Source organism: Pseudomonas sp. GW823-FHT03E05 (assembly GCF_058796855.1).
The window spans coordinates 727,503-751,911 of sequence record NZ_JBXAJB010000003.1; the positions used below are offsets into that span (position 1 = coordinate 727,503).

General features: G+C 63.4%; 27 protein-coding genes. 18 read left to right on the forward strand and 9 right to left on the reverse strand.

Annotated features, from left to right (window positions below):
• The first annotated feature begins 55 nt into the window (after nucleotides 1-55).
• Nucleotides 56-280, forward strand: coding sequence for a DUF1161 domain-containing protein (locus tag AC1RCO_RS16370; protein ID WP_041114958.1), 225 nt, complete (start codon nucleotides 56-58; stop codon nucleotides 278-280).
• Nucleotides 281-340: 60 nt separating this feature from the next.
• Here the strand turns inward: AC1RCO_RS16370 and AC1RCO_RS16375 are convergent, their stop codons facing one another.
• Nucleotides 341-1,342: an LLM class flavin-dependent oxidoreductase gene (locus AC1RCO_RS16375; protein ID WP_011058431.1), complete on the reverse strand. Its 1,002-nt coding sequence runs from the start codon at nucleotides 1,340-1,342 to the stop codon at nucleotides 341-343.
• Nucleotides 1,343-1,582: 240 nt separating this feature from the next.
• On the opposite strand from AC1RCO_RS16375, the gene AC1RCO_RS16380 reads away from it, so the two are divergent.
• Both AC1RCO_RS16380 and AC1RCO_RS16385 read left to right on the forward strand, forming a co-directional pair.
• Nucleotides 1,583-2,014, forward strand: a complete 432-nt coding sequence (locus AC1RCO_RS16380) for an OsmC family protein (protein WP_492617871.1) — start codon at nucleotides 1,583-1,585, stop codon at nucleotides 2,012-2,014.
• Nucleotides 2,015-2,170: 156 nt separating this feature from the next.
• Nucleotides 2,171-2,404, forward strand: a complete 234-nt coding sequence (locus AC1RCO_RS16385) for a DUF1161 domain-containing protein (protein WP_011058433.1) — start codon at nucleotides 2,171-2,173, stop codon at nucleotides 2,402-2,404.
• A gap of 6 nt (nucleotides 2,405-2,410) precedes the next feature.
• On the opposite strand, the gene AC1RCO_RS16390 is transcribed toward AC1RCO_RS16385, so the two are convergent.
• The gene (locus tag AC1RCO_RS16390) at nucleotides 2,411-2,830 is read right to left on the reverse strand and encodes a PA0061/PA0062 family lipoprotein (RefSeq protein ID WP_011058434.1); all 420 of its coding nucleotides are present in this window, start codon (nucleotides 2,828-2,830) and stop codon (nucleotides 2,411-2,413) included.
• 42 nt (nucleotides 2,831-2,872) lie between these two features.
• The gene (locus AC1RCO_RS16395) at nucleotides 2,873-3,286 is read right to left on the reverse strand and encodes a PA0061/PA0062 family lipoprotein (protein WP_011058435.1); all 414 of its coding nucleotides are present in this window, start codon (nucleotides 3,284-3,286) and stop codon (nucleotides 2,873-2,875) included.
• Between the two features lie 59 nt (nucleotides 3,287-3,345).
• On the opposite strand from AC1RCO_RS16395, the gene AC1RCO_RS16400 reads away from it, so the two are divergent.
• Nucleotides 3,346-4,455, forward strand: coding sequence for an aminopeptidase (locus tag AC1RCO_RS16400; protein WP_210693334.1), 1,110 nt, complete (start codon nucleotides 3,346-3,348; stop codon nucleotides 4,453-4,455).
• 28 nt (nucleotides 4,456-4,483) lie between these two features.
• Here the strand turns inward: AC1RCO_RS16400 and AC1RCO_RS16405 are convergent, their stop codons facing one another.
• Both AC1RCO_RS16405 and AC1RCO_RS16410 read right to left on the reverse strand, forming a co-directional pair.
• On the reverse strand, nucleotides 4,484-5,134 hold the full coding sequence (locus tag AC1RCO_RS16405) for an HAD family hydrolase (RefSeq protein ID WP_011058437.1): 651 nt from the start codon (nucleotides 5,132-5,134) through the stop codon (nucleotides 4,484-4,486).
• 27 nt (nucleotides 5,135-5,161) lie between these two features.
• Complete coding sequence (locus AC1RCO_RS16410) at nucleotides 5,162-5,707, reverse strand: gamma carbonic anhydrase family protein (protein ID WP_492617872.1); 546 nt, start codon at nucleotides 5,705-5,707, stop codon at nucleotides 5,162-5,164.
• Between the two features lie 75 nt (nucleotides 5,708-5,782).
• On the opposite strand from AC1RCO_RS16410, the gene prlC reads away from it, so the two are divergent.
• Both prlC and AC1RCO_RS16420 read left to right on the forward strand, forming a co-directional pair.
• Nucleotides 5,783-7,861: an oligopeptidase A gene (gene prlC / locus AC1RCO_RS16415; RefSeq protein ID WP_019095604.1), complete on the forward strand. Its 2,079-nt coding sequence runs from the start codon at nucleotides 5,783-5,785 to the stop codon at nucleotides 7,859-7,861.
• Nucleotides 7,858-8,136: a YheV family putative zinc ribbon protein gene (locus tag AC1RCO_RS16420; protein WP_011058440.1), complete on the forward strand. Its 279-nt coding sequence runs from the start codon at nucleotides 7,858-7,860 to the stop codon at nucleotides 8,134-8,136. The genes prlC and AC1RCO_RS16420 overlap by 4 nt, the downstream gene beginning before the upstream one ends.
• A 119-nt stretch (nucleotides 8,137-8,255) precedes the next feature.
• Here AC1RCO_RS16420 and AC1RCO_RS16425 read toward each other — a convergent pair whose 3' ends face one another.
• Nucleotides 8,256-8,915 (reverse strand): phosphatase domain-containing protein, encoded by a 660-nt coding sequence (locus AC1RCO_RS16425; RefSeq protein WP_019095605.1) that lies wholly within the window; start codon nucleotides 8,913-8,915, stop codon nucleotides 8,256-8,258.
• Nucleotides 8,916-9,207: 292 nt separating this feature from the next.
• Here AC1RCO_RS16425 and AC1RCO_RS16430 point away from each other — a divergent pair, with 292 nt between their 5' ends.
• From AC1RCO_RS16430 to AC1RCO_RS16440, 3 genes are read left to right on the forward strand one after another with little or no spacing between them, the layout of a single operon-like run.
• On the forward strand, nucleotides 9,208-9,963 hold the full coding sequence (locus tag AC1RCO_RS16430) for a gluconate 2-dehydrogenase subunit 3 family protein (protein WP_041114967.1): 756 nt from the start codon (nucleotides 9,208-9,210) through the stop codon (nucleotides 9,961-9,963).
• Between the two features lie 2 nt (nucleotides 9,964-9,965).
• The gene (locus AC1RCO_RS16435) at nucleotides 9,966-11,750 is read left to right on the forward strand and encodes a GMC family oxidoreductase (RefSeq protein ID WP_015633637.1); all 1,785 of its coding nucleotides are present in this window, start codon (nucleotides 9,966-9,968) and stop codon (nucleotides 11,748-11,750) included.
• Between the two features lie 12 nt (nucleotides 11,751-11,762).
• Nucleotides 11,763-13,067 (forward strand): cytochrome c, encoded by a 1,305-nt coding sequence (locus AC1RCO_RS16440; RefSeq protein ID WP_015633638.1) that lies wholly within the window; start codon nucleotides 11,763-11,765, stop codon nucleotides 13,065-13,067.
• A 45-nt stretch (nucleotides 13,068-13,112) separates the two neighbouring features.
• On the opposite strand, the gene AC1RCO_RS16445 is transcribed toward AC1RCO_RS16440, so the two are convergent.
• A complete protein-coding gene (locus tag AC1RCO_RS16445; RefSeq protein ID WP_492617873.1) occupies nucleotides 13,113-13,469 on the reverse strand; it encodes a hypothetical protein in 357 nt (118 codons plus the stop codon).
• 199 nt (nucleotides 13,470-13,668) lie between these two features.
• Between AC1RCO_RS16445 and AC1RCO_RS16450 the strand changes: the two genes are divergently transcribed.
• The 3 genes from AC1RCO_RS16450 to AC1RCO_RS16460 all read left to right on the forward strand — a co-directional run bounded on the left by AC1RCO_RS16450 (nucleotide 13,669) and on the right by AC1RCO_RS16460 (nucleotide 17,332).
• Nucleotides 13,669-14,727 (forward strand): PA0069 family radical SAM protein, encoded by a 1,059-nt coding sequence (locus AC1RCO_RS16450; RefSeq protein WP_011058445.1) that lies wholly within the window; start codon nucleotides 13,669-13,671, stop codon nucleotides 14,725-14,727.
• A 243-nt stretch (nucleotides 14,728-14,970) separates the two neighbouring features.
• Complete coding sequence (locus AC1RCO_RS16455) at nucleotides 14,971-15,705, forward strand: carbonic anhydrase (RefSeq protein ID WP_011058446.1); 735 nt, start codon at nucleotides 14,971-14,973, stop codon at nucleotides 15,703-15,705.
• A gap of 91 nt (nucleotides 15,706-15,796) precedes the next feature.
• Entirely contained in the window at nucleotides 15,797-17,332 is a 1,536-nt protein-coding gene (locus tag AC1RCO_RS16460; RefSeq protein ID WP_492617874.1) for a SulP family inorganic anion transporter, read from the forward strand.
• Nucleotides 17,333-17,415: 83 nt separating this feature from the next.
• On the opposite strand, the gene AC1RCO_RS16465 is transcribed toward AC1RCO_RS16460, so the two are convergent.
• On the reverse strand, nucleotides 17,416-18,066 hold the full coding sequence (locus AC1RCO_RS16465; RefSeq protein WP_015633641.1) for a hypothetical protein: 651 nt from the start codon (nucleotides 18,064-18,066) through the stop codon (nucleotides 17,416-17,418).
• A gap of 373 nt (nucleotides 18,067-18,439) precedes the next feature.
• Between AC1RCO_RS16465 and coxB the strand changes: the two genes are divergently transcribed.
• From coxB to AC1RCO_RS16485, 4 genes are all read left to right on the forward strand, one after another.
• Nucleotides 18,440-19,567, forward strand: a complete 1,128-nt coding sequence (coxB, locus tag AC1RCO_RS16470) for a cytochrome c oxidase subunit II (protein ID WP_011058449.1) — start codon at nucleotides 18,440-18,442, stop codon at nucleotides 19,565-19,567.
• 82 nt (nucleotides 19,568-19,649) lie between these two features.
• Nucleotides 19,650-21,245 (forward strand): cytochrome c oxidase subunit I, encoded by a 1,596-nt coding sequence (ctaD, locus tag AC1RCO_RS16475; RefSeq protein WP_011058450.1) that lies wholly within the window; start codon nucleotides 19,650-19,652, stop codon nucleotides 21,243-21,245.
• 99 nt (nucleotides 21,246-21,344) lie between these two features.
• Complete coding sequence (locus AC1RCO_RS16480) at nucleotides 21,345-21,902, forward strand: cytochrome c oxidase assembly protein (protein WP_011058451.1); 558 nt, start codon at nucleotides 21,345-21,347, stop codon at nucleotides 21,900-21,902.
• 33 nt (nucleotides 21,903-21,935) lie between these two features.
• Entirely contained in the window at nucleotides 21,936-22,823 is an 888-nt protein-coding gene (locus AC1RCO_RS16485) for a cytochrome c oxidase subunit 3 (protein ID WP_019095612.1), read from the forward strand.
• Nucleotides 22,824-22,829: 6 nt separating this feature from the next.
• Here the strand turns inward: AC1RCO_RS16485 and AC1RCO_RS16490 are convergent, their stop codons facing one another.
• Entirely contained in the window at nucleotides 22,830-23,033 is a 204-nt protein-coding gene (locus AC1RCO_RS16490) for a twin transmembrane helix small protein (RefSeq protein WP_011058453.1), read from the reverse strand.
• A gap of 70 nt (nucleotides 23,034-23,103) precedes the next feature.
• Between AC1RCO_RS16490 and AC1RCO_RS16495 the strand changes: the two genes are divergently transcribed.
• Nucleotides 23,104-23,844, forward strand: coding sequence for an SURF1 family protein (locus tag AC1RCO_RS16495; RefSeq protein ID WP_492617875.1), 741 nt, complete (start codon nucleotides 23,104-23,106; stop codon nucleotides 23,842-23,844).
• On the forward strand, nucleotides 23,810-24,400 hold the full coding sequence (locus AC1RCO_RS16500) for a PA_0111/PP_0108 family redox-active disulfide protein (RefSeq protein ID WP_015633644.1): 591 nt from the start codon (nucleotides 23,810-23,812) through the stop codon (nucleotides 24,398-24,400). The genes AC1RCO_RS16495 and AC1RCO_RS16500 overlap by 35 nt, the downstream gene beginning before the upstream one ends.
• The last annotated feature ends 9 nt before the right edge of the window (nucleotides 24,401-24,409 follow it).

Here is a 24,409-nt window from a genome sequence, read left to right on the forward strand (position 1 = left end):
TCTGTCAGGCAGGCGTCAATGCCGCCTCTTTTGATCCGACCAGGGAATGTGACCGATGAAAAAACTAGTATTAGCTGCTGCTTTGTTGAGTCTTGCGGGAACAGCCCTTGCCGCTGGCAAGCCGTGCGAAGAACTCAAGAGCGAGATTGCCGCCAAGATCGACGCCAACGGCGCCAAGCACTACTCGCTGGAAGTGGTGGACAAGGGCGCGGCGGCGGATGGCAAGGTAGTCGGCTCCTGCGAAGCCGGTACCAAGGAAATTGTCTACAAGCGCGGTTGAGCCTTGTGGATGGTCAAAAAAAAGCCGACGCAGAACGTCGGCTTTTTCATGCCTGTCGTTTCAGCCTTTCATCACCTGTGACAGCAGCTCGTAGGAGTGCAGCCGATCGGCGTGTTCGTACAGATCGCAGGTGAAGATCAGCTCATCGGCTCCGGTCTGCTCGATCAGCACCTGCAGCTTGGCGCGGATTTTCGCCGGGCTGCCGACCATCGCCAGGCCGAGGAAGCTGGCAACCGCTTCCTTCTCATGGGGCAGCCACAGGCCGTCCATGCTTTGCACCGGTTTGCGCTGGACCAGGCTCTGGCCACGCATCAGCGCCAGGATGCGCTGGTACACCGAAGTCGCCAGGTAATCGGCCTGTTCGTCGGTGTCGGCTGCCACCAGCGGCACGCCAAGCATCACATAAGGCTTGTCGAGCACCGCCGAAGGCTTGAAGTGGTTGCGGTAGACGCGAATCGCCTCGTGCATGTAGCGCGGTGCGAAATGCGAGGCGAAGGCGTAAGGCAAGCCCCGTTCCCCGGCCAGTTGTGCACTGAACAGGCTGGAGCCCAGCAGCCATACCGGCACGTTGGTGCCGGTGCCCGGCATGGCGATCACCCGTTGTTCGGGGGTACGTGGGCCCAGGTAGGCCATCAGTTCGGCCACGTCCTCAGGGAAATCGTCGGCGCTGCCGGAACGTTCCCGGCGCAGGGCGCGGGCGGTCATCTGGTCGGAACCCGGGGCGCGGCCCAGTCCCAGGTCGATGCGCCCCGGGTACAGGCTTTCCAGGGTGCCGAACTGTTCGGCGATCACCAGGGGCGCGTGGTTGGGCAGCATGACCCCGCCGGAACCGACACGAATGGTCGAAGTACCGCCCGCCAGGTAGCCGATCAGCACCGAGGTAGCGGAACTGGCGATACCGTCCATGTTGTGGTGCTCGGCGACCCAGAAGCGCGTGTAACCGAGCTTCTCCACATGCTGCGCCAGGTCCAGGGAGTTGCGCAGGGACTGCCCCGGGCTGCCGTTTTCACGCACGGGCACCAGGTCGAGGGTCGAGTATTTAACAGCGGACAGCGGTTTCATAAGCCTGCTTCTCCTTGGGGTGCGCAGGCTTTTGTCATGAGCCAAAACCTGCCGAAGTCTGTAAGTCAGATCTATGCAATGTGGGCATATACCCGAGTTTCAATAGCCTGAGTGAATTTGTCGGGTAAACGGGCATCGGCGATAACGGCTGAACTTTGCCATCGGATCTATCCTCAGAACCCTTAGGCAACAAAAAACATCAGGGTGCGAACTTTCGCACCGGTTCTTGAGGAGAAAGCGATGAGCATCAAAAAGAAAGCCTCGGCGCATTGGGAAGGTGACCTGAAAACCGGCATTGGCTCGATCTCGACCGAAACCGGCGTGTTGTGTGAGGCGCCCTACGGTTTCAAGGCGCGTTTCGAAGGTGGCAAGGGCACCAACCCGGAGGAACTGATTGGCGCGGCCCACGCGGGCTGTTTCTCCATGGCCTTTTCCATGATCCTTGGTGAGGCCGGGCTCAAGGCGGACAGCATCGACACCCAGGCAGAAGTGACCCTGGACCAGGTCGATGGCGGCTTTGCCATTACCGCGGTGCACCTGATCCTCAAGGCGAAGATCCCCGGTGCCAGCCAGCAGCAGTTCGATGAGCTGAGCAAGAAGGCCAAGGAAGGGTGCCCGGTGTCCAAGGTGCTCAACGCCAAGATCAGCCTGGATGCGACGCTGCTGAGTTGAGGCAACTGCTTGGCCGGCAAGCCGGCTCCTGCACCGGTCCGTAGGAGCGGGCTTGCCGGCGAATGCGCCTGTGCGGCGGACAAGCACCTGTGGTCGAATACGCGACTGCGGCTTCAGCGCACCCCCGTGTGCACCGCAGCAAGGGAGCTTTAGATCATGAAACGTTTTGCCTTGGCGGTTGTTAGTTGTGCGCTGGCCACATCGGCCCTGGCCGCGCCCAAGCCCTGCGAGGAACTCAAGGCCGAGATCGAAGCCAAGATCCAGGCCCAGGGCGTACCTTCCTACACCCTGGAAATCGTCACCAACGATGAAGTCCACGACAACAACATGGTGGTCGGCAGCTGTGAAAACGGCACCAGGAAGATCATCTATCAGAAGAACGATCGCTGACCCGACTCAGGGCACGCAGTTGATCATGCGCTCCTCGGCGACTATTTCGCGCTGGGCGTTGTACAGCCGGGCGCTGGGGGTGAACCCCAGGTTGCGCGCCTCCAGGCGATAGCGCTGGCCGGCCTGGAAATGGTCGTAGCGCAGGCTCAGGTAGCACAGGCGCTCCTGGGGATCGTTGTTCATGCCCATGCCGCCGGCGAACACTTCGAAATCGAAGCGCACCATCAATTCGTGGCTGCCGGGGCTGACCTGGAAGAAGCGCCCGTCGTCCAGGCGCTGGTTGTCCAGGCGTTCGGCCATGACCAGCTTGCCCCCGGGCGTCGGGGTGGCCAGGTCGATCCAGGCCTGTTGCGGATCGACGCCCGGCAGGGGCGTAGTGCAGGCGCTGAGGGTGCCAAGGGCGAGAAACAGTAGAAATGGACGCATGACTGGGGCCGAGTGAGCGAGAGGCCCTCAGCATAGCGCCGTTCAACTGCGCTGGCAGCCTGCCGGCCGGGCTTTGTCGAGCAGGGTGTGCTGCTCGTCGTAGAGCCTGGCCCAGGGGTGGAAACCGATGTTCCCGGCCTGTACCTGGTAGCGCTGGCCGGCACCGAAATCCTTGAATTTCACGTTCAGCTGGCAATCGCGCCACAGCGGCTCGGCGTCTGGCCCGATGTTGCTGGGTTGCACGGCGAACTGGTAGCGCAGGGTCAGTTCATGGCTGCCGGGCTGGACCTGGAAATAGCGCGGATCATCGATGTTCTTGGCGTCCACCTCCAATGCCTGCAGGTGGGTGTCCCGGGGCGGAGCCAGGTCGACCCAGGCCTGGGCCGGGTCGGGGTCGGGCAGGCCGGCGCAACCGCCGAGGGTCAGCAGGCCGGTGGTCAACAGCAACACGCGCATGGCGAAACTCCAGGCTGGCGAGATAGTCTTGCGGACAGACTCTCTGTGGATGATTCGATTTGACTAGGCCGTGTTCAAGCCATGGGTTACTTGATCCTCTTTTACGGCTTTTGTTTCCGGCACTGATGCTTTTGCTGCTCAACGGTTGCAGCAGCGTCGGTTATTACAGCCAACTGGCCAGTGGCCAATTGCAGCTGCTGCGAGCCCGTGTGCCGGTGGCGCAAGTCGTCGCCGACCCGAGCCGCGATGCGAGCCTGCGTGCCCATCTGGCCCAGTCGCAGCAGGCACGCCGCTTTGCCAGCGAGCACCTGCACCTGCCGGACAACCGCAGCTATCGGCTGTACGTCGACATCGGGCGGCCCTATGTGGTGTGGAACGTGTTCGCCACCCCGGAGTTTTCCCTGAACCCGCAAACCCACTGCTTTCCCATTGCCGGGTGCGTGGCTTACCGCGGCTATTACAGCCAGGGCGCGGCCCGGGGCGAGGCGGCGTTGCAGCAGTTGAAGGGCATGGACGTGGCGATCGGCGGGGTCGAGGCGTATTCCACCCTGGGCTGGTTCGACGACCCGATCATCAGTTCGATGATGCACTGGGGCGACGAGCGCCTGGCGACCCTGATCTTCCACGAGCTGGCGCACCAGCGCTTCTATGTGAAGGACGACACCGAGTTCAACGAGTCCTACGCCACCTTCGTCGAGCAGGAAGGCACCCGCCAGTGGCGCGCCTATCGCGGGCTGGCGCCATTGAGCGACGGCGAGTTGCGCCAGCGTGACCAGTTCACCCAGCTGGTGCTCGATACCCGCAAGCGCCTGGAGCAGCTGTATGCCCTGCCTTTGCCCGCCGAGCAGATGCGCCAGCGCAAGGCCGCAGAGTTCGAGCGCATGCGCAGCGAGTATCGGCAGTTGCGCGACAGTCAGTGGGCCGGTTCCAAACGCTATGACGCCTGGATCAACACCCCGCTGAACAACGCCCGGCTGCTGCCCTTCGGCCTGTATGACCAATGGGTGCCGGCGTTTGCCGCCTTGTTCAGGCAGGTGAAGGGGGACTGGCCGGCATTCTTCGCCGCCGTGGAGACGCTGGGGCGTTTGCCGGCCGAGGAGCGCAAGGCGGCCCTGATCCGGTTGCAGGACACCGTCGCCCTGGCGCCGGCTCCTGCTTCGGGCCTGTAGCAGCCGGCTTGCCGGCGAAGCCTCTGCCCTAACGCGGCAAAAACGCCTGGTGCAGCTCGCCCAGGGTCTGGAAGTGATAGGCCGGGGCTTCGGCAGTCAATTCCTCATGGCTGCCAAAGCCATAACCCACCGCCGCCGCATCCAGCCCGTTGCGCCTGGCGCCGATCAGGTCGTGCTTGCGGTCGCCGATCATCAATGTGCTGGCAGGGTCGAGTTGCTCCTGCTCCAGCAGATGGGCGATCAGCTCCACCTTGTCGGTGCGGGTGCCGTCCAGTTCGCTGCCGTAGATCACCTTGAAGTGCTTGGCGAAGTCGAAGTGACGGGCGATCTCCCGGGCGAAGACCCAGGGCTTGGAGGTCGCGATGTACAGTTGCCGCCCTTGCCCGCCGAGGGTTTCCAGCAGCGGCGTGACGCCATCGAAGACGCGGTTTTCATACAGGCCGGTGACCTTGAAGCGTTCGCGATAGAAGTTCACCGCTTCCCAGGCCCGGGCCTCGTCGAAGCCGTAGAACTGCATGAAGGCCTGCAACAGCGGCGGGCCGATGAAGTGCTCCAGTTTGCTCAGGTCCGGCTCGTCGATGCCCAGTTTGCCCAGGGCGAACTGGATCGAACGGGTGATGCCCTCGCGAGGGTCGGTGAGGGTGCCGTCGAGGTCGAACAGTACGGTTTGGTAATGCATGGGGATTCCTGGGCTGTGCGAGGGGGGTCAGGGCCGGTCGTAGCCTTCGGCCAGGTGCAGGTCCTTGAGCTTCACGTAGTTGGCGGCGCTGTAGGTGAAGAAGGCGCGCTCCTTGTCGGTCAGCGGGCGCGTCTGTTTCACCGGGCTGCCCACATAGAGAAAGCCGCTTTCCAGGCGCTTGCCCGGCGGCACCAGGCTGCCGGCGCCGACTATCACATCGTCCTCCACCACCGCGCCGTCCATGACAATGCTGCCCATGCCGATCAGCACCCGGCTGCCGATGCTGCAACCGTGGAGCATGACCTTGTGGGCGATGGTCACGTCGTCGCCGATCAGCAGCGGGAAGCCGTCGGGGTTGAACGGGCCGGCGTGGGTGATGTGCAGCACGCTGGCGTCCTGCACGCTGGTGCGTGCGCCGATGCGGATGTGGTGCATGTCGCCGCGGATCACGGTCAGCGGCCAGACCGAGCTGTCGGCGCCGATTTCCACGTCGCCGATGACCACGGCCGAGTGGTCGACAAAGGCCCGCTCGCCCAGGTTCGGGGTGTGGTTCTGGTAGCTGCGAATGGCCAAGTGCGAATGCCTCTCTGAGATTTATTAATGGGGGCTATAGCTGCGGTGGGCGTCGATTGTAATTAAGATGGCTCAATGTTTCTTCCAGCCAAGGTGCCCACCGTGAGTGTGAACAACCCTCTTCTGCAGCCCTACGACCTGCCGCCGTTCTCGGCGATCCGCGCCGAGCATGTGCAACCGGCCATCGAACAGATCCTGGCTGACAACCGCGCCGCCATCGCTGACATCCTCAAGACCCAAGCCACCCAGCCGACCTGGGCTGGCCTGGTGCTGGCCATGGACGAGCTCAATGATCGCCTGGGCGCTGCCTGGAGCCCGGTCAGCCACCTCAACGCAGTGTGCAACAGCGCCGAACTGCGTGAAGCTTACGAGGCCTGCCTGCCGGCCCTGAGCGCCTATTCCACGGAAATGGGCCAGAACCGCGAGCTGTTCCAGGCCTTCGACGCCCTGGCCAAGAGCCCGGAAGCCGCCGGTTTCGACGTGGCGCAGAAGACTATCCTCGAACACTCCCTGCGGGACTTCCGCCTGTCGGGCATCGACCTGCCGCCCGAGCAGCAAAAGCGTTATGCCGAGGTGCAGAGCAAGCTTTCCGAGCTGGGCAGCCGGTTCTCCAACCAGCTGCTGGATGCCACCCAGGCCTGGACCAAGCACATCACCGACGAAGCCGCCCTGGCCGGCCTGACCGACTCGGCCAAGGCGCAAATGGCTGCCGCCGCCCAGGCCAAGGACCTGGAAGGCTGGCTGATCACCCTGGAATTCCCCAGCTACTACGCAGTGATGACCTACGCCCAGGACCGTGCCCTGCGCGAAGAAGTCTATGCCGCCTACAGCACCCGCGCGTCGGACCAGGGCCCTAACGCCGGTCAGAACGACAACGGTCCGGTGATGGAAGAAATCCTCGACCTGCGTCAGGAGTTGGCCAAGCTTCTGGGTTTCGCCAGCTTCTCCGAGTTGAGCCTGGCCACCAAGATGGCCGAGTCCAGCGACCAGGTGCTGAGCTTCCTGCGGGACCTGGCCAAGCGCAGCAAGCCGTTTGCCGCCCAGGACCTGGAGCAGCTCAAGGCCTACGCCGCCGAACAGGGTTGCCCCGACCTGCAAAGCTGGGACAGCGGTTTCTACGGCGAGAAGCTGCGTGAGCAGCGCTACAGCGTTTCCCAGGAAGCCCTGCGCGCCTATTTCCCCATCGACAAGGTGCTGAGCGGGCTGTTCGCCATTGTCCAGCGCCTGTACGGCATCGAGATCGCCGAGCAGAAAGGTTTCGATACCTGGCACCCGGACGTGCGCCTGTTCGAGATCAAGGAAAACGGCCAGCACGTCGGCCGCTTCTTCTTCGACCTCTATGCCCGCGCCAACAAGCGCGGCGGTGCCTGGATGGACGGTGCCCGCGATCGCCGTCGCACGCTGGACGGGGTATTGCAAAGCCCGGTAGCCAACCTGGTGTGCAACTTCACCCCGGCGGTCAGCGGCAAGCCGGCCTTGCTGACCCACGATGAAGTCACCACCCTGTTCCACGAATTCGGCCACGGCCTGCACCACCTGCTGACCCGGGTCGAGCACGCCGGAGTGTCCGGGATCAACGGCGTGGCCTGGGACGCCGTCGAGCTGCCGAGCCAGTTCATGGAAAACTGGTGCTGGGAGCCGGAAGGCCTGGCACTGATCTCCGGCCACTATGAAAGCGGCGAACCGCTGCCCCAGGACCTGCTGCAGAAGATGCTGGCGGCGAAGAACTTCCAGTCCGGGCTGATGATGGTGCGCCAGCTGGAATTTTCCCTGTTCGACTTCGAACTGCACGCCACCCACGGCGACGGCCGCAGCGTGCTGCAAGTGCTGGAAACCGTGCGCGACGAAGTCTCGGTGATGCGCCCGCCGGCCTACAACCGCTTCCCCAACAGCTTCGCGCATATCTTCGCCGGCGGTTATGCCGCGGGGTACTACAGCTACAAGTGGGCGGAAGTGCTGTCGGCCGACGCCTTCTCCAGGTTCGAGGAAGAGGGTGTGCTCAATTCGGCCACCGGGCGTGCGTTCCGCGAGGCGATCCTGGCCCGTGGCGGCTCCCAGGAACCTATGGTGCTGTTCGTCGATTTCCGCGGACGCGCGCCGTCGATTGACGCACTCTTGCGCCACAGCGGCCTCAGCGAGGACGCGGCAGCATGAGTGACGCACCCGTGAAGACCAAGAAACGCTTTATCGCCGGGGCGGTATGCCCGGCGTGCAGTGAGCAGGACAAGCTGATGATGTGGAGTGAGGACGATGTGCCTCATCGCGAGTGTGTGGCCTGTGGCTACTCCGACACCCTCAACGAACAGGGGCTGTCGGTGCCCAAGGAACTCGGGACCCGGGTCAACAGCGCGACGCCCAAGGTGGCGGACATCAAGGTGCAATCGGTGCAGTTTTTCCCCAACCCCAAGTTGAAGAAAAAGACTGACTGACCCCGCAGTAAAAAGCCGGCTCCCCTCCAGGAGCCGGCTTGCCGGCGAAGCGATTCGCCCCCCTTCTTTCGATCCCTGGGTTTTCGCAAGCAGGCTCGCTCCTACACAGGGTGTGGCGCTCAGTTGCTCAGCGGCTTGGTCGCGCTCACCGTCTCGAACCAGCTCTTCACCGAACAGGTGGCGAATACGCTGGTGCTGCAATCGCCATTGGCCAGGGCGGTGCGCAGTTTGTCGACATCGGCCTGCATCATGTAGCGAATGCCATCCTTGAAGTGGGAACTGTCGCCGTACCCACCCTGGGTCATTTCATTCAGCGCTTCTTCTTTGCTCCAACCCTGGATCACCACCCGGTACATGGCCGACATCAGGCCGGTGCGGTCCGAACCATGCTTGCAGTGCATCAGCACCGGGCCTTGGGCTTCGGCGCTCTGGATCGCGCGCAGGGCCTTGAGCACATCGGCGTCGTCCACATGGTTGGTGCGATAAGGCAACTGCACCTGGTTGATGCCCGGTGCCGACAGCCAGCTGGCGTCGGATTCCGGCAGGAAGTTGATCACCGTTGCCACCTTGAGCTGCTGCAGCAGCGGCACCGCGCCTTTGTCCGGCAGGGCGCTGCGATACAGGGTCGGGGACATCTGGTACAGGTTGTACTGCTTTTCCACTGGCTGCGCCCATTGGTCCGGGCGGCTGGAGGGGGCCTCTGCGGCTTGTACCTGGGGCCCGGCCAGCAGCGCCAGCAACGACAGGCAAAGGGCCGGGATGAAACGAATGCTCGACATGCGCGGGATCACCGATGAGGGGATTCAATGCCGCGCAGTATCGATTTGCCGGGGTCAAAGCCCCGTGAGCCCCCTGTCAAAGAATCGTGAAGCTGATCCGCTTTTTCCGACGGTTTCTGATCTTTTTTCCGCCTGAAACGATTCATCTGGATGCTTAGCCTGCTACCATTTGTAACTAAAGTTTGCTGATGTGTTCATAAAACCGGGTCTTCCCGGCCTTTTGCGTTGCCAAAACACAAAGTCGCGCCATGACGCGGCTGACCAATCCATCAATGCCTGATGAGGTGCACCCATGTCTGATCAAGATCGAGACAACCCGCGGCGTGAGTTCTTGCGTAAATCCCTGACCTTGATCCCTGTGGTCACCGTCGCCAGCACCGGCCTGGGCGGCTCCCTGCTGGCGGCTGCACCTGAAACGGCCGCCGCTGCCACACCAGCCACGCCGGGCAAGCAGCCCGCCGGCAGCGGCCAGGGCTATGAGCCGGGCTATTTCACCGCCGAGGAGTGGGCCTTCATCAAGGCCGCGGTGGAACGCCTGATCCCTGCCGATGAAATGGGCCCGGGCGCCCTGGAAGCCGGCGTGCCGGAATACATCGACCGGCAGATGAATACCCCCTACGCCGCTGGCGCCCTGTGGTACATGCAAGGCCCGTTCAAGGCCGATGCCGCACCGGAGATGGGCTGGCAGAGCAAACTGGTGCCCAAGGACATCTATCGCCTGGGCATTGCCGCCACGGATGCGTGGTGCAAAGAGCTCAAGGGGCAAACATTTGCTGCGCAAGACAGCGCTACCCGAGACGACTTGCTCAAGCAACTGGAGGCCGGAACCCCGCAGTTCGACGCGGTCCCGGCCAAGCTTTTCTTCAATCTGCTGTTGCAGAACACCAAGGAAGGCTTCTTCAGCGATCCGATCCACGGTGGCAATAAAGGCCTGGTGGGCTGGACCCTGATCGGCTTTCCCGGCGCTCGCGCCGATTTCATGGATTGGGTGGAACGCAACGAGCAATACCCCTTCCCGGCTGTATCGATTCGCGGCGAGAGGGCTTGAGCATGGCAACAGTGATGAAGAAGGTCGACGCAGTGATCGTCGGTTTCGGCTGGACCGGCGCGATCATGGCCAAGGAACTGACCGAGGCCGGGCTCAATGTGCTGGCGCTGGAACGCGGGCCGATGCAGGACACCTACCCGGATGGCAACTATCCCCAGGTGATCGACGAACTCACCTACAGCGTGCGCAAGAAACTCTTCCAGGACATTTCCAAAGAGACGGTGACCATCCGCCACAGCGTCAACGACGTGGCCCTGCCCAACCGGCAACTGGGGGCCTTCCTGCCGGGCAATGGCGTGGGCGGCGCCGGCCTGCACTGGTCCGGGGTGCACTTTCGGGTCGACCCCATCGAGCTGCGCATGCGCAGCCACTACGAAGAACGCTACGGTAAGAACTTCATCCCCAAGGACATGACCATCCAGGACTTCGGCGTCAGCTATGAAGAGCTGGAGCCGTTCTTCGACTACGCGGAAAAGGTCTTCGGCACCTCGGGCCAGGCCTGGACCGTGAAGGGCCAACTGGTGGGCGACGGCAAGGGCGGCAACCCTTATGCGCCGGATCGCTCGGACCACTTCCCGCTGGAATCGCAGAAGAACACCTATTCCGCACAGCTGTTTCAGAAAGCGGCCAATGAGGTGGGCTACAAGCCCTACAACCTGCCGTCGGCCAATACCTCGGGGCCTTACACCAACCCCTATGGCGCACAGATGGGGCCGTGCAACTTTTGCGGCTTCTGCAGCGGCTACGTCTGCTACATGTACTCCAAGGCCTCGCCCAACGTGAACATCCTGCCGGCCCTCAAGCCGCTGCCGAACTTCGAGCTGCGGCCCAATTCCCACGTGCTCAGGGTCAACCTCGACAGCAGCAAGACCCGCGCCACCGGCGTCACCTACGTCGATGGCCAGGGCCGCGAGATCGAGCAGCCGGCGGACCTGGTGATCCTCGGCGCCTTCCAGTTCCACAACGTGCGCCTGATGTTGCTGTCGGGCATCGGCAAGCCCTACGACCCGATCACCGGCGAAGGCGTGGTGGGCAAGAATTTCGCCTACCAGAACATGGCCACCATCAAGGCCTACTTCGACAAGGACGTGCACACCAACAACTTCATCGGCGCCGGCGGCAACGGCGTGGCGGTGGACGACTTCAACGCCGACAACTTCGACCACGGCCCCCACGGCTTTGTCGGCGGCTCGCCGATGTGGGTCAACCAGGCCGGCAGCCGGCCCATCGCCGGCACCTCCAACCCGCCGGGTACCCCGGCCTGGGGCAGTGCCTGGAAGAAAGCCACCGCCGACTACTACACCCATCAGGTCTCCATGGACGCCCACGGAGCGCATCAGTCCTACCGTGGCAACTACCTGGATCTGGACCCGGTGTACCGCGATGCCTACGGCTTGCCTCTGCTGCGGATGACCTTCGACTGGCAGGAAAACGACATCAAGATGAACCGCTTCATGGTGGAGAAAATGGGCAAGATCGCCGAGGCGATGAACCCCAAGGCCATTGCCTTGCTGGGCAAGAAGGTCGGTGAGCACTTCAACACTGCGTCCTACCAGACCACCCACTTGAACGGCGGCGCGATCATGGGCACCGACCCCAAGACCAGCGCCCTGAACCGCTACCTGCAAAGCTGGGACGTGCACAACGTCTTCGTGCCCGGGGCTTCGGCCTTCCCTCAAGGCCTGGGCTACAACCCTACCGGCCTGGTGGCAGCGTTGACCTACTGGTCGGCCCGGGCGATCCGCGAGCAGTACCTGAAAAACCCCGGCCCGCTGGTTCAGGCATAAGGAGCGATGACCATGAAAGCACTCGTTATCGCCACCCTGGCGCTGCTGGGCAGCGCAGCCGCCAATGCTGCCGAAGCGGATCAGCAAGCCCTGGTGCAACAGGGCGAATACCTGGCCCGCGCCGGTGACTGCGTGGCCTGCCATACCGCCAAGGACGGCAAGCCGTTCGCCGGCGGGCTGCCGATGGAGACCCCCATCGGCGTGATCTATTCCACCAACATCACCCCGGACAAGACCGGCATCGGCGACTACAGCTTCGAGGACTTCGACAAAGCCGTGCGCCATGGCGTGGCCAAGGGCGGCAGCACCCTGTACCCGGCCATGCCATTTCCCTCCTACGCCCGAGTCAGCGACGCCGACATGCAGGCGCTGTATGCCTACTTCATGAAGGGCGTGGCACCGGTGGCCCGGGACAACCAGGACAGTGACATTCCCTGGCCCCTGAGCATGCGCTGGCCGTTGTCCATCTGGCGCTGGATGTTCGCCCCGAGCGTGGAGACCCCGGCACCTGCGGCTGGCAGCGATCCGGTGATCAGCCGCGGTGCCTACCTGGTGGAAGGCCTGGGCCACTGCGGCGCCTGCCACACGCCACGGGCCCTGACCATGCAGGAGAAGGCCCTGAGCGCCAGCGATGGCAGCGACTTCCTGTCTGGCAGCGCGCCGCTGGAGGGCTGGATCGCCAAGAGCCTGCGTGGCGATCACAAGGATGGCCTGGGCAGCTGGAGCGAAGAGCAACTGGTGCAGTTCCTCAAGACCGGTCGCAGTGATCGCAGCGCGGTGTTCGGCGGCATGAGCGATGTGGTGGTCCACAGCATGCAGTACATGACCGACGCCGACCTGACGGCGATTGCCCGCTATCTCAAGTCCCTGCCGGCCAATGACCCCAAGGACCAGCCGCACCAGTACGACAAGCAAGTGGCCCAGGCCCTGTGGAACGGTGACGACAGCAAGCCGGGCGCGGCGGTGTACATCGACAACTGCGCGGCCTGCCACCGCACCGACGGCCACGGCTACACCCGGGTGTTCCCGGCGCTGGCGGGCAATCCTGTGCTGCAATCGGCGGATGCCACCTCGCTGATCCATATCGTGCTCAAGGGCGGCACCTTGCCAGCGACCCACAGCGCGCCTTCGACCTTCACCATGCCGGCCTTCGCCTGGCGTCTGTCGGACCAGGAGGTGGCCGATGTGGTCAACTTCATCCGCAGCAGCTGGGGCAACCAGGCCTCGGCGGTGAAGCCCGGGGATGTGGCGGCGCTGCGCAACGGCGACTTGCAGAGCACCTCCAACGACGACCTGGGGCAGGTCACCAGCCACTAGCCCCAAGGCCGGCGCTCGCTGCGGGCGCCGGCCCGGGATGGTCGTTCAGCCCTGGGTGAAGCGCTGGATGCCCAGGCGGCTTTCCAGTTGATAGCCGGCGATGCAGTCCGCCAGCCCGGCGGTCATCAGGTCTTGCCAGCTTGCGGGGAGCAGGCCGATGCCTTCGTGGCAGGGGCTCCAGCGCACCTCGGCGAACTTCGGGTCCGCTTCATCGAAGGGTTGCTGGCCGCTCAGGGTGGCCTTTTCGATGTCCTGGGTGCACAGCTCGAACTCGCAGGCCACTCCCCACAACTGCCCGTCGGGCGCCCTGACGATGATCAGGTCGGCACCTTGTTCGTAGCTGGGGAGGTAGGCCTCTGCGGCGTAGAAAATCTTTTCCAGCGTGCCGGGTGTCCTGGGCATGCTTGTGCTCCTGTTCTTTGAGCCTGCCTTATACCCTAACGCCACACGCCCGCAGTAGCCGGCTTGTCGGCCAAGGATGCGGGACGCCTTGTGTCGCACTGGGGAACGTCCGCTGGCAGGGGTGGGTTTCGGTCCGAAGGTGCTGGTCAGGTAAATCCGGCTCCATTACTGTATGTGCATACAGTTATGGAGTGCTTCCATGTTCAACCCCCTGCCTCCCCGTGGTCGCGGTACCGCGAGCAATCCGCACAACCGTTTTGCGCCCAATCGTTCGGTGGCCGAGGATGATGGCTGGTACCAGGAAGTGCCGTTGACCCAGGGCACCGAGGTGCGCTTTGAAACGGCCAAGTCGATCATCACCCGCAACAGTTCGCCGGACCTGCCCTTCGACCGCTCCATCAACCCCTATCGCGGTTGCGAGCACGGTTGCATCTATTGCTACGCGCGGCCCAGCCACGCCTATTGGGACCTGTCCCCGGGGCTGGATTTCGAAACCAAGCTGATCGCCAAGAGCAACACCGCGGCCTTGCTGGAGCAGCAACTGTCCAAGCCCGGCTATCGCTGCGCACCGATCAACCTGGGGTCCAATACCGATCCCTACCAGCCCATCGAGCGCGAACAGCAGCTGACCCGGCGCACCCTGGAGGTGCTGCTGCGTTATCGACACCCGGTGACCATCGTCACCAAGGGCTCGTTGATCCTCCGGGACCTGGACCTGCTGAGCGAGCTGGCGCGCCAGCGCCTGGTGGCGGTGATGATCAGCCTGACCACTTTGGACGATGAGTTGAAGCGCATTCTCGAGCCCCGGGCGGCGGCGCCCAAGGCGCGCTTGCGGGCCATCCGGGTGATGCGCGGGGCGGGCATCCCGGTGGGCGTGCTGTGTTCGCCGATGATTCCGATGATCAACGACAGCGAGCTGGAAAGCCTGCTCAGCGAGGCCCATGCCGCGGGGGCGCAGAGCGCGGCCTACATGATGCTGCGCCTGCCCCTGGAAGTGGCGCCGCTGTTCGAGGAGTGGCTGGCGGCGCATTACCCGCAAAGGGCGGCCCATGTGCTCAGCCTGATCCGCCAGAGCCGTGGCGGTGAGCTCTACGACAGCCGTTTTGGCGCCCGCATGCGCGGTGAAGGGCCCTTCGCCGATCTGCTGGCCCAGCGTTTTGCCAAGGCGCTCAAGCGTCTGGGGCTCAACCGTCGCGAGGGTTTCGATCTCGACTGTTCAGCCTTCTGTCCGCCGGGCGGGCAGATGTCGTTGTTGTGAGCGGCATTGGCCTATCGTTGAGTAGTGGGCGCAGCGTTCCCGAGGTACTCTGGTCGCCTTTTGCCATCGCTCATAGTGGCGTTCTAGAGCCTTCCGTTCAGTTTGAGTTAAGTATTCATGGCTACCTTGTTCATCGAGTGACCTACGGGTCGCCGCCAGCGGGTCGGTGGTTTTTTTATCGATGGCTGGCGTCGTGCCGGATATTTCTGGAAAATTCACCAAATCCGACAGAGAGGATGAATCATGAGTGACAAGGATAAACAGCCGTTGGCTGCGTCGGCTCCGGCACCCACAGAAGTCGCCGAGACCGCCGATGCAGCGCTGCAGCACATCGTTGACGGCTTTTTGCATTTTCATCATGAAGTCTTCCCGCAGCAGGAAGAGCTGTTCAAGAAACTCGCCACCGCTCAGCGGCCGCGGGCGATGTTCATTGCCTGCGCCGACTCGCGCATCGTTCCCGAGCTGATCACCCAAAGCTCCCCGGGCGATCTGTTCGTGACCCGCAACGTGGGCAACGTGGTGCCGCCCTACGGGCAGATGAACGGTGGTGTTTCCACGGCGATCGAGTACGCGGTGCTGGCCCTGGGGGTGCATCACATCATCGTCTGCGGGCACTCGGATTGCGGCGCCATGCGCGCGGTACTCAACCCGCAGAGCCTGGAGAAAATGCCCACGGTCAAGGCCTGGCTGCGCCACGCCGAAGTGGCGCGGACCATGGTCCACGAGAACTGCGATTGCGCCGACGAATCCTCCAGCATGCATGTGCTGACCGAAGAGAACGTCATTGCTCAACTGCAGCACCTGCGCACCCATCCTTCCGTGGCCTCGCGCATGGCCAACGGCCAGTTGTTCATCCATGGCTGGGTCTATGACATCGAGACCAGCTCGATCAAGGCCTACGACGCCGACAAGGGTTGTTTCCTGCCTCTGGATGGCAGCCACCCGATCCCGGTAGCGACGCCCAAAGCGCGTTTCTGATCCCACCTCAATCCCCCTGAGTGGTTGTAGCCAGGGCTGCCATCTGGCGGCCCGGCTTTGCCACGCCTGAAGAAAAGTCGGGAGAACTGTCATGCGTGCAGCACAGTTGAAAAGTGTCCTGCCACGGGAGCTGCTGGCTTCGGTGGTGGTGTTTCTGGTGGCCCTGCCCCTGTGCATGGGGATCGCCATTGCCTCGGGCCTGCCGCCGGCCAAGGGCCTGATCACCGGGATCATCGGTGGCCTGGTGGTGGGCTGGCTGGCGGGCTCGCCCTTGCAGGTCAGCGGGCCGGCGGCCGGGCTGGCGGTGCTGGTGTTCGAGCTGGTGCGCCAGCATGGGCTGGCCATGCTCGGGCCGATCCTGCTGCTGGCCGGGCTGCTGCAATTGCTGGCCGGGCGCCTGCGCCTGGGTTGCTGGTTCCGGGTCACGGCGCCAGCGGTGGTCTACGGCATGCTGGCGGGCATCGGCGTGCTGATCGTGCTGTCCCAGGTGCATGTGATGCTCGATGCCGCGCCCCAGGCCTCGGGCCTGGATAACCTTGTGGGCTTTCCCCAGGCTCTGGCGCAGGCCTTGCCGAGCCTGGGGTGGCAGGCTGGCTTGCTGGGGTTGGCGACCATCGCGGTGATGTGGGGCTGGGACAAGTGGCGGCCCCAGGCGCTGCGGTTCATCCCCGGTGCCCTGCTCGGTGTCGGGCTGGCGACCCTGGCCAGCCTGCTGCTGGCGCTGCCGGTGAAGCGCGTCGAGGTGCCGGCCAACCTGGCCGAGGCCATCGACTGGCTGCGCCCCGCCGACCTGCTCAACCTGGCGGACCCCAACCTGCTGATCGCCGCCTTCGCCGTGGCCTTTATCGCCAGTGCCGAAACCCTGCTGTCCGCAGCCGCGGTGGATCGCATGCACAGCGGCCAGCGCTCGGACTTCGATCGTGAACTGTCGGCCCAGGGCGTGGGCAACATGCTCTGCGGTCTGCTGGGTGCCCTGCCCATGACCGGGGTCATCGTGCGCAGCTCGGCCAATGTCCAGGCCGGGGCCCAGACCCGTTATTCGACGATTTTCCATGGCCTGTGGCTGCTGGGTTTCGTGCTGGTGCTGTCCAGCGTGCTGCAGAGCATTCCGGTGGCGAGCCTGGCGGGGGTGCTGGTCTACACCGGCTTCAAGCTGGTGGACCTCAAGGTCTTTCGCGGCCTGGGGCGCTACGGGCGCATGCCGATGCTGACTTACGCGGTGACGGCCCTGGCGATTGTCTTCAGCGATCTGCTGACCGGGGTACTGATCGGCTTTGCCCTGACCCTGGCCAAGCTGGCGTTCAAGGCATCGCGCTTGAAGATCAGCCTGATCGACCTGGCAGAGGAAGGCGAGATGGAGTTGCGTCTGGTCGGCGCTGCGACCTTTCTCAAGGTGCCGGCCCTGACTCGGGTACTGGCGACGATTCCCCCGGCCACCACTGTGCATGTGCCCCTCAGCAACCTCAGTTATATCGACCATGCGTGCCTGGAGTTGCTGGAAGACTGGAATCGGGCCAACAGTGCCAAGGGCTCGCGGCTGGTGATCGAAACGCGGGGCTTGAAGCGGCGCCTGGAGGGCCGGTTGACCACCACCAGCGGCGTGGGGGCGGCTGCGGCGAGAGGTTGAATCGCCGGGTGGGCGAGAGGGGCTTGGGCGAGCCAGGCCCTTCGCCACAAGGCTCGCTGCGAGCCTTGCTGGCGAGGAGTGGGTCAGGCGGCGGGCTGGTCGAGTTCCAGTTCCACGCCCAGTTGGCGTGACAGGCAAGGCCAGCGTTTCCAGGCGGCCTCGGTGTCCGGGCTGCTGAGTTTCTCGCGGTAGGCTTCCACCGACTCCAGGGCGAAGCTTTCTTCGTCGAGCATGGCGTCGACGGCGTGGTGCACCGCTTCGTCCAGCTGGTTGGCGAAGGTTTCGCCGATCAGTTGGTGGGCGATGAGGTTGGCGACAGTCATGTCCAGGGGGATCAGCGGACGGCCGAAATGCTTGATGTACAGGTCGTTGACCTCTTCCACCAGACGGTGGGCCAGATAGGCTTCATCCAGCAGGCCGTCGAGGCCGACGTGGCCGTCCATGATGGCCGGCGGCTGGAGGAAGAATTGCTCGGCGATCTTCAGCACCGGCTTGATCTGCGACTCGATGCCGGCTTCCCGGGCTACAGAGTTGGCGGCGTCCAGAAGGTCTGGAACCTGGTCGATATAGGCGCTGACAAAACGGGTCATGACGCCCTTGGCGTCGACTTCGGGCAGCTGGATGGCGGGGTGCAGGTGAGGCAATTGGCTCTCCAACTGACGGGTCAGGAGGCCGGTACTGGCTTCGTGCTGCTGGGCCAGTTTGATCTGCTCGCGCAATGCGGCGGTGTTCATGAAAACTCCAGGGAACAAGGGCAATTGAATAGGGAGAACATAAGTTAGCCTGCTTACAAAAGCGCTTAAGACGCATTTGTCATAATTATTTCATGCTTAGTCACCACGGTTATATCGTTTCGCCATCCAGGGCACTCGATCCCTTTCCCGCCGTGGCCTGCAAACCTCCTTATTAGTGTTTCAGCTGATTTACGCCCTCGCGTTGCGAGGTGGGAGTCGCTGTCTATACTCGCCCTTGTATGAAGTTAGCTGATGACGCCCGACTGCAAATGCAGCGAAGGCTCGGCCGGTTTAAGTTCGTAGTCTAGGCAGCCGCTCCCTTGCCGCAGGTGTTAAGCCGGCGGGATAACAAGAACGATAAGGGGAACCCGCAATGATGCGACATCCACATGTCTGGATGGGCCTCCTGTTGTGGTCGGTATTCAGCCAGGCGCAAGCCGCCTGGACCGTGAATATGACGCCTGGGGCGACCGAGATAAGCCACGCGGTATTCGACCTGCACATGACCATCTTCTGGATCTGTGTGGTGATCGGCGTCATCGTCTTCGGTGCGATGTTCTGGTCGATGATCGTTCACCGCCGTTCCGTCGGCCAGGTCCCGGCCAAATTCCACGAAAGCACCACGGTGGAAATCCTCTGGACCATCATTCCCTTCCTGATCCTGGTGGCCATGGCCGTGCCTGCCACGGCGACGCTGATCAAGATGTACGACACCAGCGAGCCGGACGTGGATATCCAGATCACCGGCTACCAGTGGAAGTGGCACTACAAATACCTTGGCCAGGACGTGGAGTTCTTCAGCAACCTGGCCACCCCCGCCGACCAGATCCACAACCAGAGCACCAAGGGCGAGCACTACCTGCTGGAGGTCGACCAGCCGCTGGTACTTCCGGTGGGCGCCAAGGTGCGCTTTCTGGTGACCGCCGCCGACGTCATCCACTCCTGGTGGGTGCCGGCCTTTGCGGTCAAGCGTGATGCTATCCCGGGTTTCGTCAATGAGGCCTGGACCCGGGTCGACAAGCCCGGCATCTACCGTGGCCAGTGCGCCGAGCTGTGCGGCAAGGACCACGGCTTCATGCCGATCGTGGTGGAGGTCAAGAGCCAGGCCGACTACGACACCTGGATGGGCGAGCGCAAGGCCGAGGCGGCCAAGCTCAAGGAGCTGACCAGCAAGGAATGGACCCTCGACGAGCTGGTGGCCCGCGGTGACAAGATCTACCACACCACCTGCGTTGCCTGTCACCAGGCGGAAGGCCAGGGCCTGCCGCCGATGTTCCCGGCCCTCAAGGGCTCGAAGATCGCTACCGGTCCCAAGGAGGCTCACCTGAGCCTGGTGTTCCACGGCAAGCCGGGCACCGCCATGGCGGCCTTCGGCAAGCAGCTGTCGGAAGTCGACATCGCCGCCGTCGTCACCTACGAACGCAACGCCTGGGGCAACAACAAGGGCGACATGGTGACGCCCAAGGAAGTCCTGGCGCTGAAGCAGGCGGAAAGCAAATGAGCCGGCTCATGGGGTATGTGCGCAACCGGTCGCGGCGTCTCGCCGCCGATCATCCAGTCCATTCGCTCGCAGGAGACAGGACATGAGTGCTGTGATCGATGACCACGGCCACGCCGGCCATGATGACCACGCCCATGGCCCGGCCAAGGGCCTGATGCGCTGGGTACTGACCACCAACCACAAGGACATCGGCACCCTGTACCTGTGGTTCAGCTTCTGCATGTTCCTGCTGGGCGGCTCGTTCGCCATGGTGATCCGTGCCGAACTGTTCCAGCCCGGGCTGCAGATCGTCGAGCCGGCGTTCTTCAACCAGATGACCACCATGCATGGCCTGGTGATGGTCTTCGGTGCGGTGATGCCGGCCTTCGTCGGCCTGGCCAACTGGATGATCCCGTTGATGATCGGCGCGCCGGACATGGCCCTGCCGCGGATGAACAACTTCAGCTTCTGGCTGCTGCCGGCGGCCTTCCTGTTGCTGATCTCGACCCTGTTCATGCCCGGCGGCGGGCCGAACTTCGGCTGGACCTTCTATGCCCCCCTGTCCACCACCTACGCCCCGGAAAGCGTGACCTTCTTCATCTTCGCCATCCACCTGATGGGCGTCAGCTCGATCATGGGCGCGATCAACGTGATCGCCACCATCCTCAACCTGCGAGCCCCGGGCATGACCCTGATGAAGATGCCCCTGTTCGTCTGGACCTGGCTGATCACCGCCTTCCTGCTGATTGCGGTGATGCCGGTACTGGCCGGGGTGGTGACCATGATGCTGATGGACATCCATTTCGGCACCAGCTTCTTCAGTGCAGCCGGCGGCGGTGACCCGGTGTTGTTCCAGCACGTGTTCTGGTTCTTCGGCCACCCCGAGGTGTACATCATGATCCTGCCGGCCTTCGGCGCGGTCAGCTCGATCATTCCCACCTTCAGCCGCAAGCCACTGTTCGGCTACACCTCGATGGTCTATGCCACCGGGGCGATCGCCTTCCTGTCGTTCATCGTCTGGGCGCACCACATGTTCGTGGTGGGCATCCCGCTGGTGGGCGAGCTGTTCTTCATGTACGCCACCCTGCTGATCGCCGTGCCCACTGGAGTCAAGGTGTTCAACTGGGTGAGTACCATGTGGCAGGGCTCGCTGACCTTCGAGACACCGATGCTGTTCGCGGTGGCCTTCGTCATCCTGTTCACCATCGGCGGTTTCTCCGGGCTGATGCTGGCCATTGCCCCGGCGGACTTCCAGTACCAGGACACCTACTTCGTGGTGGCGCACTTCCACTACGTACTGGTGCCGGGGGCGATCTTCGGGATCTTCGCCTCGGCCTACTACTGGCTGCCCAAGTGGACCGGGCACATGTACGACGAGACCCTGGGCAAGCTGCACTTCTGGCTGTCCTTCGTCGGCATGAACATGGCGTTCTTCCCCATGCACTTCGTGGGGCTGGCGGGCATGCCGCGGCGGATCCCGGACTACAACCTGCAGTTCGCCGACTTCAACATGGTGTCCTCCATCGGTGCGTTCACCTTCGGCGCGACGCAGATCTTCTTCCTGTTCATCGTCATCAAGTGCATCCGCGGCGGCAAAGCGGCTCCGGCCAAACCCTGGGAAGGTGCCGAAGGCCTGGAGTGGAGTATTCCCTCGCCGGCGCCGTACCACACCTTTGTCACCCCGCCGGAAGTGAAATGAACATCTGTGCTGTAGGAGCGAGCTCGCTCGCGAAGGCGCCAGAGGGTGGTGCCCGCTTCGCCGGCAAGCCGGCTCCTACAGGCTTGGGAGGACGTTGAGATGGCCGAGGTAACGCTGAAGAAACTGGTGACCCGCCTGTTGCTGGTGGTGGTGGCGATGTTCGTCTTCGGTTTTGCCCTGGTGCCGATCTACGACGTGATGTGCAAGGCCCTGGGGATCAACGGCAAGACCGGTGGGCAGTATGCGGACCAGGGGCAGCAGGTGGATGTATCGCGCCAGGTGCGGGTGCAGTTCCTGTCCACCAATGCCATCGACATGGTCTGGGATTTCTATCCCAAGTCCGATGACATCGTGGTCCATCCGGGGGCGGTGAACGAGATGATCTTCATCGCCCGCAACCCCAGCGACCACCCGATGAGCGCCCAGGCGATCCCGAGCATCTCCCCCAGCAGCGCGGCCATGTATTTCCACAAGACCGAGTGCTTCTGCTTTACCCAGCAGGTGTTGCAGCCGGGCGAGAAGATCGAGATGCCGGTGCGTTTCATCGTTGACCGTGACATGCCCAAGGATGTGAAGCACCTGACGCTGGCTTACACGCTGTTCGATATCACCGCGCGTCATCCACCGGTGGCGGTTGCCGCCAAGAACGGTGGCTAGACGATCTAGCGTGCCCGATAAGGAGAACAACCCATGGCGACTCATGAGCACTATTACGTTCCCGCCCAGAGCAAGTGGCCGATCATCGCAACGGTGGGCATGTTCGTCACCGTGGTGGGCCTGGGCACCTGGTTCAACGACCTCAAGGCTGCGCGACCGGAATCCCACGGCCCGCTGATCTTTTTCGTCGGCGGCCTGCTGCTGGCCTACATGCTGTTCGGATGGTTTGGTGCGGTGGTCAAGGAAAGCCGCGCCGGGCTCTACAGCGCCCAGCTCGATCGTTCGTTCCGCTGGGGCATGAGCTGGTTCATCTTTTCCGAAGTGATGTTCTTCATGGCCTTCTTCGGCGCGCTGTTCTATGTGCGGCACATGTCCGGGCCCTGGCTCGGCGGTGAGGGGCACAAGGGCATCGCCCACATGCTGTGGCCGAACTTCGAGTTCGTCTGGCCGCTGCTCAACAACCCCGACCCGAAACTCTTTCCGCCGCCCAAGGGCACCATCAGCCCCTGGGGCCTGCCGCTGCTCAATACCATCCTGCTGGTGAGTTCCAGCGTCACCGTGACCATCGCCCACCACGCCTTGAAGAAAGGCCATCGCGGCGCGCTGAAGATCTGGCTGGCGCTGACGGTGCTGCTGGGTTGCGCCTTCCTGGGCTTTCAGGCCGAGGAATACATCCATGCCTACCACGAGCTGGGGCTGACCCTGGGTTCGGGGATCTACGGCGCCACCTTCTTCATGCTCACCGGTTTCCACGGTGCCCACGTGACCATTGGCACCCTGATCCTGTTTGTGATGCTGATGCGCATCATGCGCGGGCATTTCGACGCTGAGCACCAGTTCGGCTTCGAGGCCGCCAGCTGGTACTGGCACTTCGTCGACGTGGTCTGGATCGGCCTGTTCGTTTTCGTCTACGTGCTCTGAGGCGCCCTACCAGGGCGCGTGGGAGACCAGCTGGCCGCTGAAGAAACCCCAGGCGATCAAGCCGACGGTGACCACGGCCAGCGCGACCCGAATGCTCAGTGAGGTCACCAGGCGCTTGGATGAACTGTCGTCCTTGACCAGAAAGAACAGGCCGCTGAACAGGCTGACAACCGTGGCAATCAGCATCAGGACGATGGCTGCTTTGAGCATGGTGGGACTCCGGGGGAAACGCGATGTACAGCAGTATAGCGAGTGGATTTCTCAGCCTTGCAGGCCAGCCATGAAGGGCTTCCGGCCGGGCATCGGGCCGACCCTGGTGGTGCTTTTGCTGCTGCCGGTGCTGGTTGCCCTGGGCTTCTGGCAACTGGGCCGGGGCGAGCAGAAGCGCCAGTTGCTGGCCAGCTACGCCGAGCGCCGTGCGGCGGAGCCGGTGGCTGTGTTCGAGCTGTTGGCCAGCGAGGATCCGGCTTTTCGCCGGGTACGCCTGCACGGTCATTTCGATGCCGACCACAGCCTGTTGCTGGATAACCGCCTGCATGACGGCAAGGTCGGGGTCGAGCTGCTGCAACCCTTCCTCGACCAGGCCAGCGGTCGCTGGCTGCTGGTCAACCGCGGCTGGCTGCCCTGGCCCGACCGGCGCACGCCTCCCGTATTCAGCACCCCGCAGCAGAGCCTGAGCCTGGATGCCTGGGTCTACGTTTCGCCGGGCGCGGCATTCCAGCTGCACGCCGACCCCAGCGGTGCGATCTGGCCGCGGCTGATTACCGCCGTGGCTCCGCAGGCGCTCTGGGCCGAGCTGGGCCGCAGCGGTTTCGACCATGAAGTGCGCCTGGAGTCGGGCCCGGGGGCCTACCTGACCGAATGGCCGGTGGTCGCCATGGGCCCGGAAAAACACCAGGCCTATGCGGTGCAGTGGTTCGCCATGGCCCTGGCGCTGTTCGCTCTCTATCTCTATTTCGGCTGGCACAACACTCGGGAGAAACGCCATGGGAACGGCCATGAATCCACCCAACATCTCTGACGCCCAAGCGCCCAACCGGCGGCGCGGCCGCTGGCAACTGGTGCTGATCCTGCTGATGGTGATCGGCCCGATGATCCTTGCCACCGGCATGTACAAGCTGCAGTTCTGGGTACCGGAAAGCCGCAGCTATCACGGCGAGCTGATCGGCAATGGCCAGACCCGCGCCCAGATCGGCGTGCAGGCCGAGGAGGATCGCTGGCAGGTTCTGGTCACCGCGCCCGGGGAGTGCGCAGTGGATTGCCAGCAACTGGTGTACCTGGCGCGGCAGATCCAGATCGCCCTGGGCCGTGATGCCTCGCGGGCCAGCCATGCCCTGGCCAGCGCCCGGCCCCTGAGCGCCGAATACGAAGCCAAGCTGCAGCGTGAATACCCGCAACTGCAACGCTACCCCCTGGACCTGGCGACCTTCACCAAGGGCGCCAACGACAAGGAGGCGCCGCAGCTGTGGATCGTCGACCCCCACAGCAACCTGGTGCTGCGCTACGACGCCCGGGTCAAGGGCAAGGACCTGCTCAACGACCTGCGCCACCTGCTGAAACTGTCGAACATCGGATAAGGGCATCGT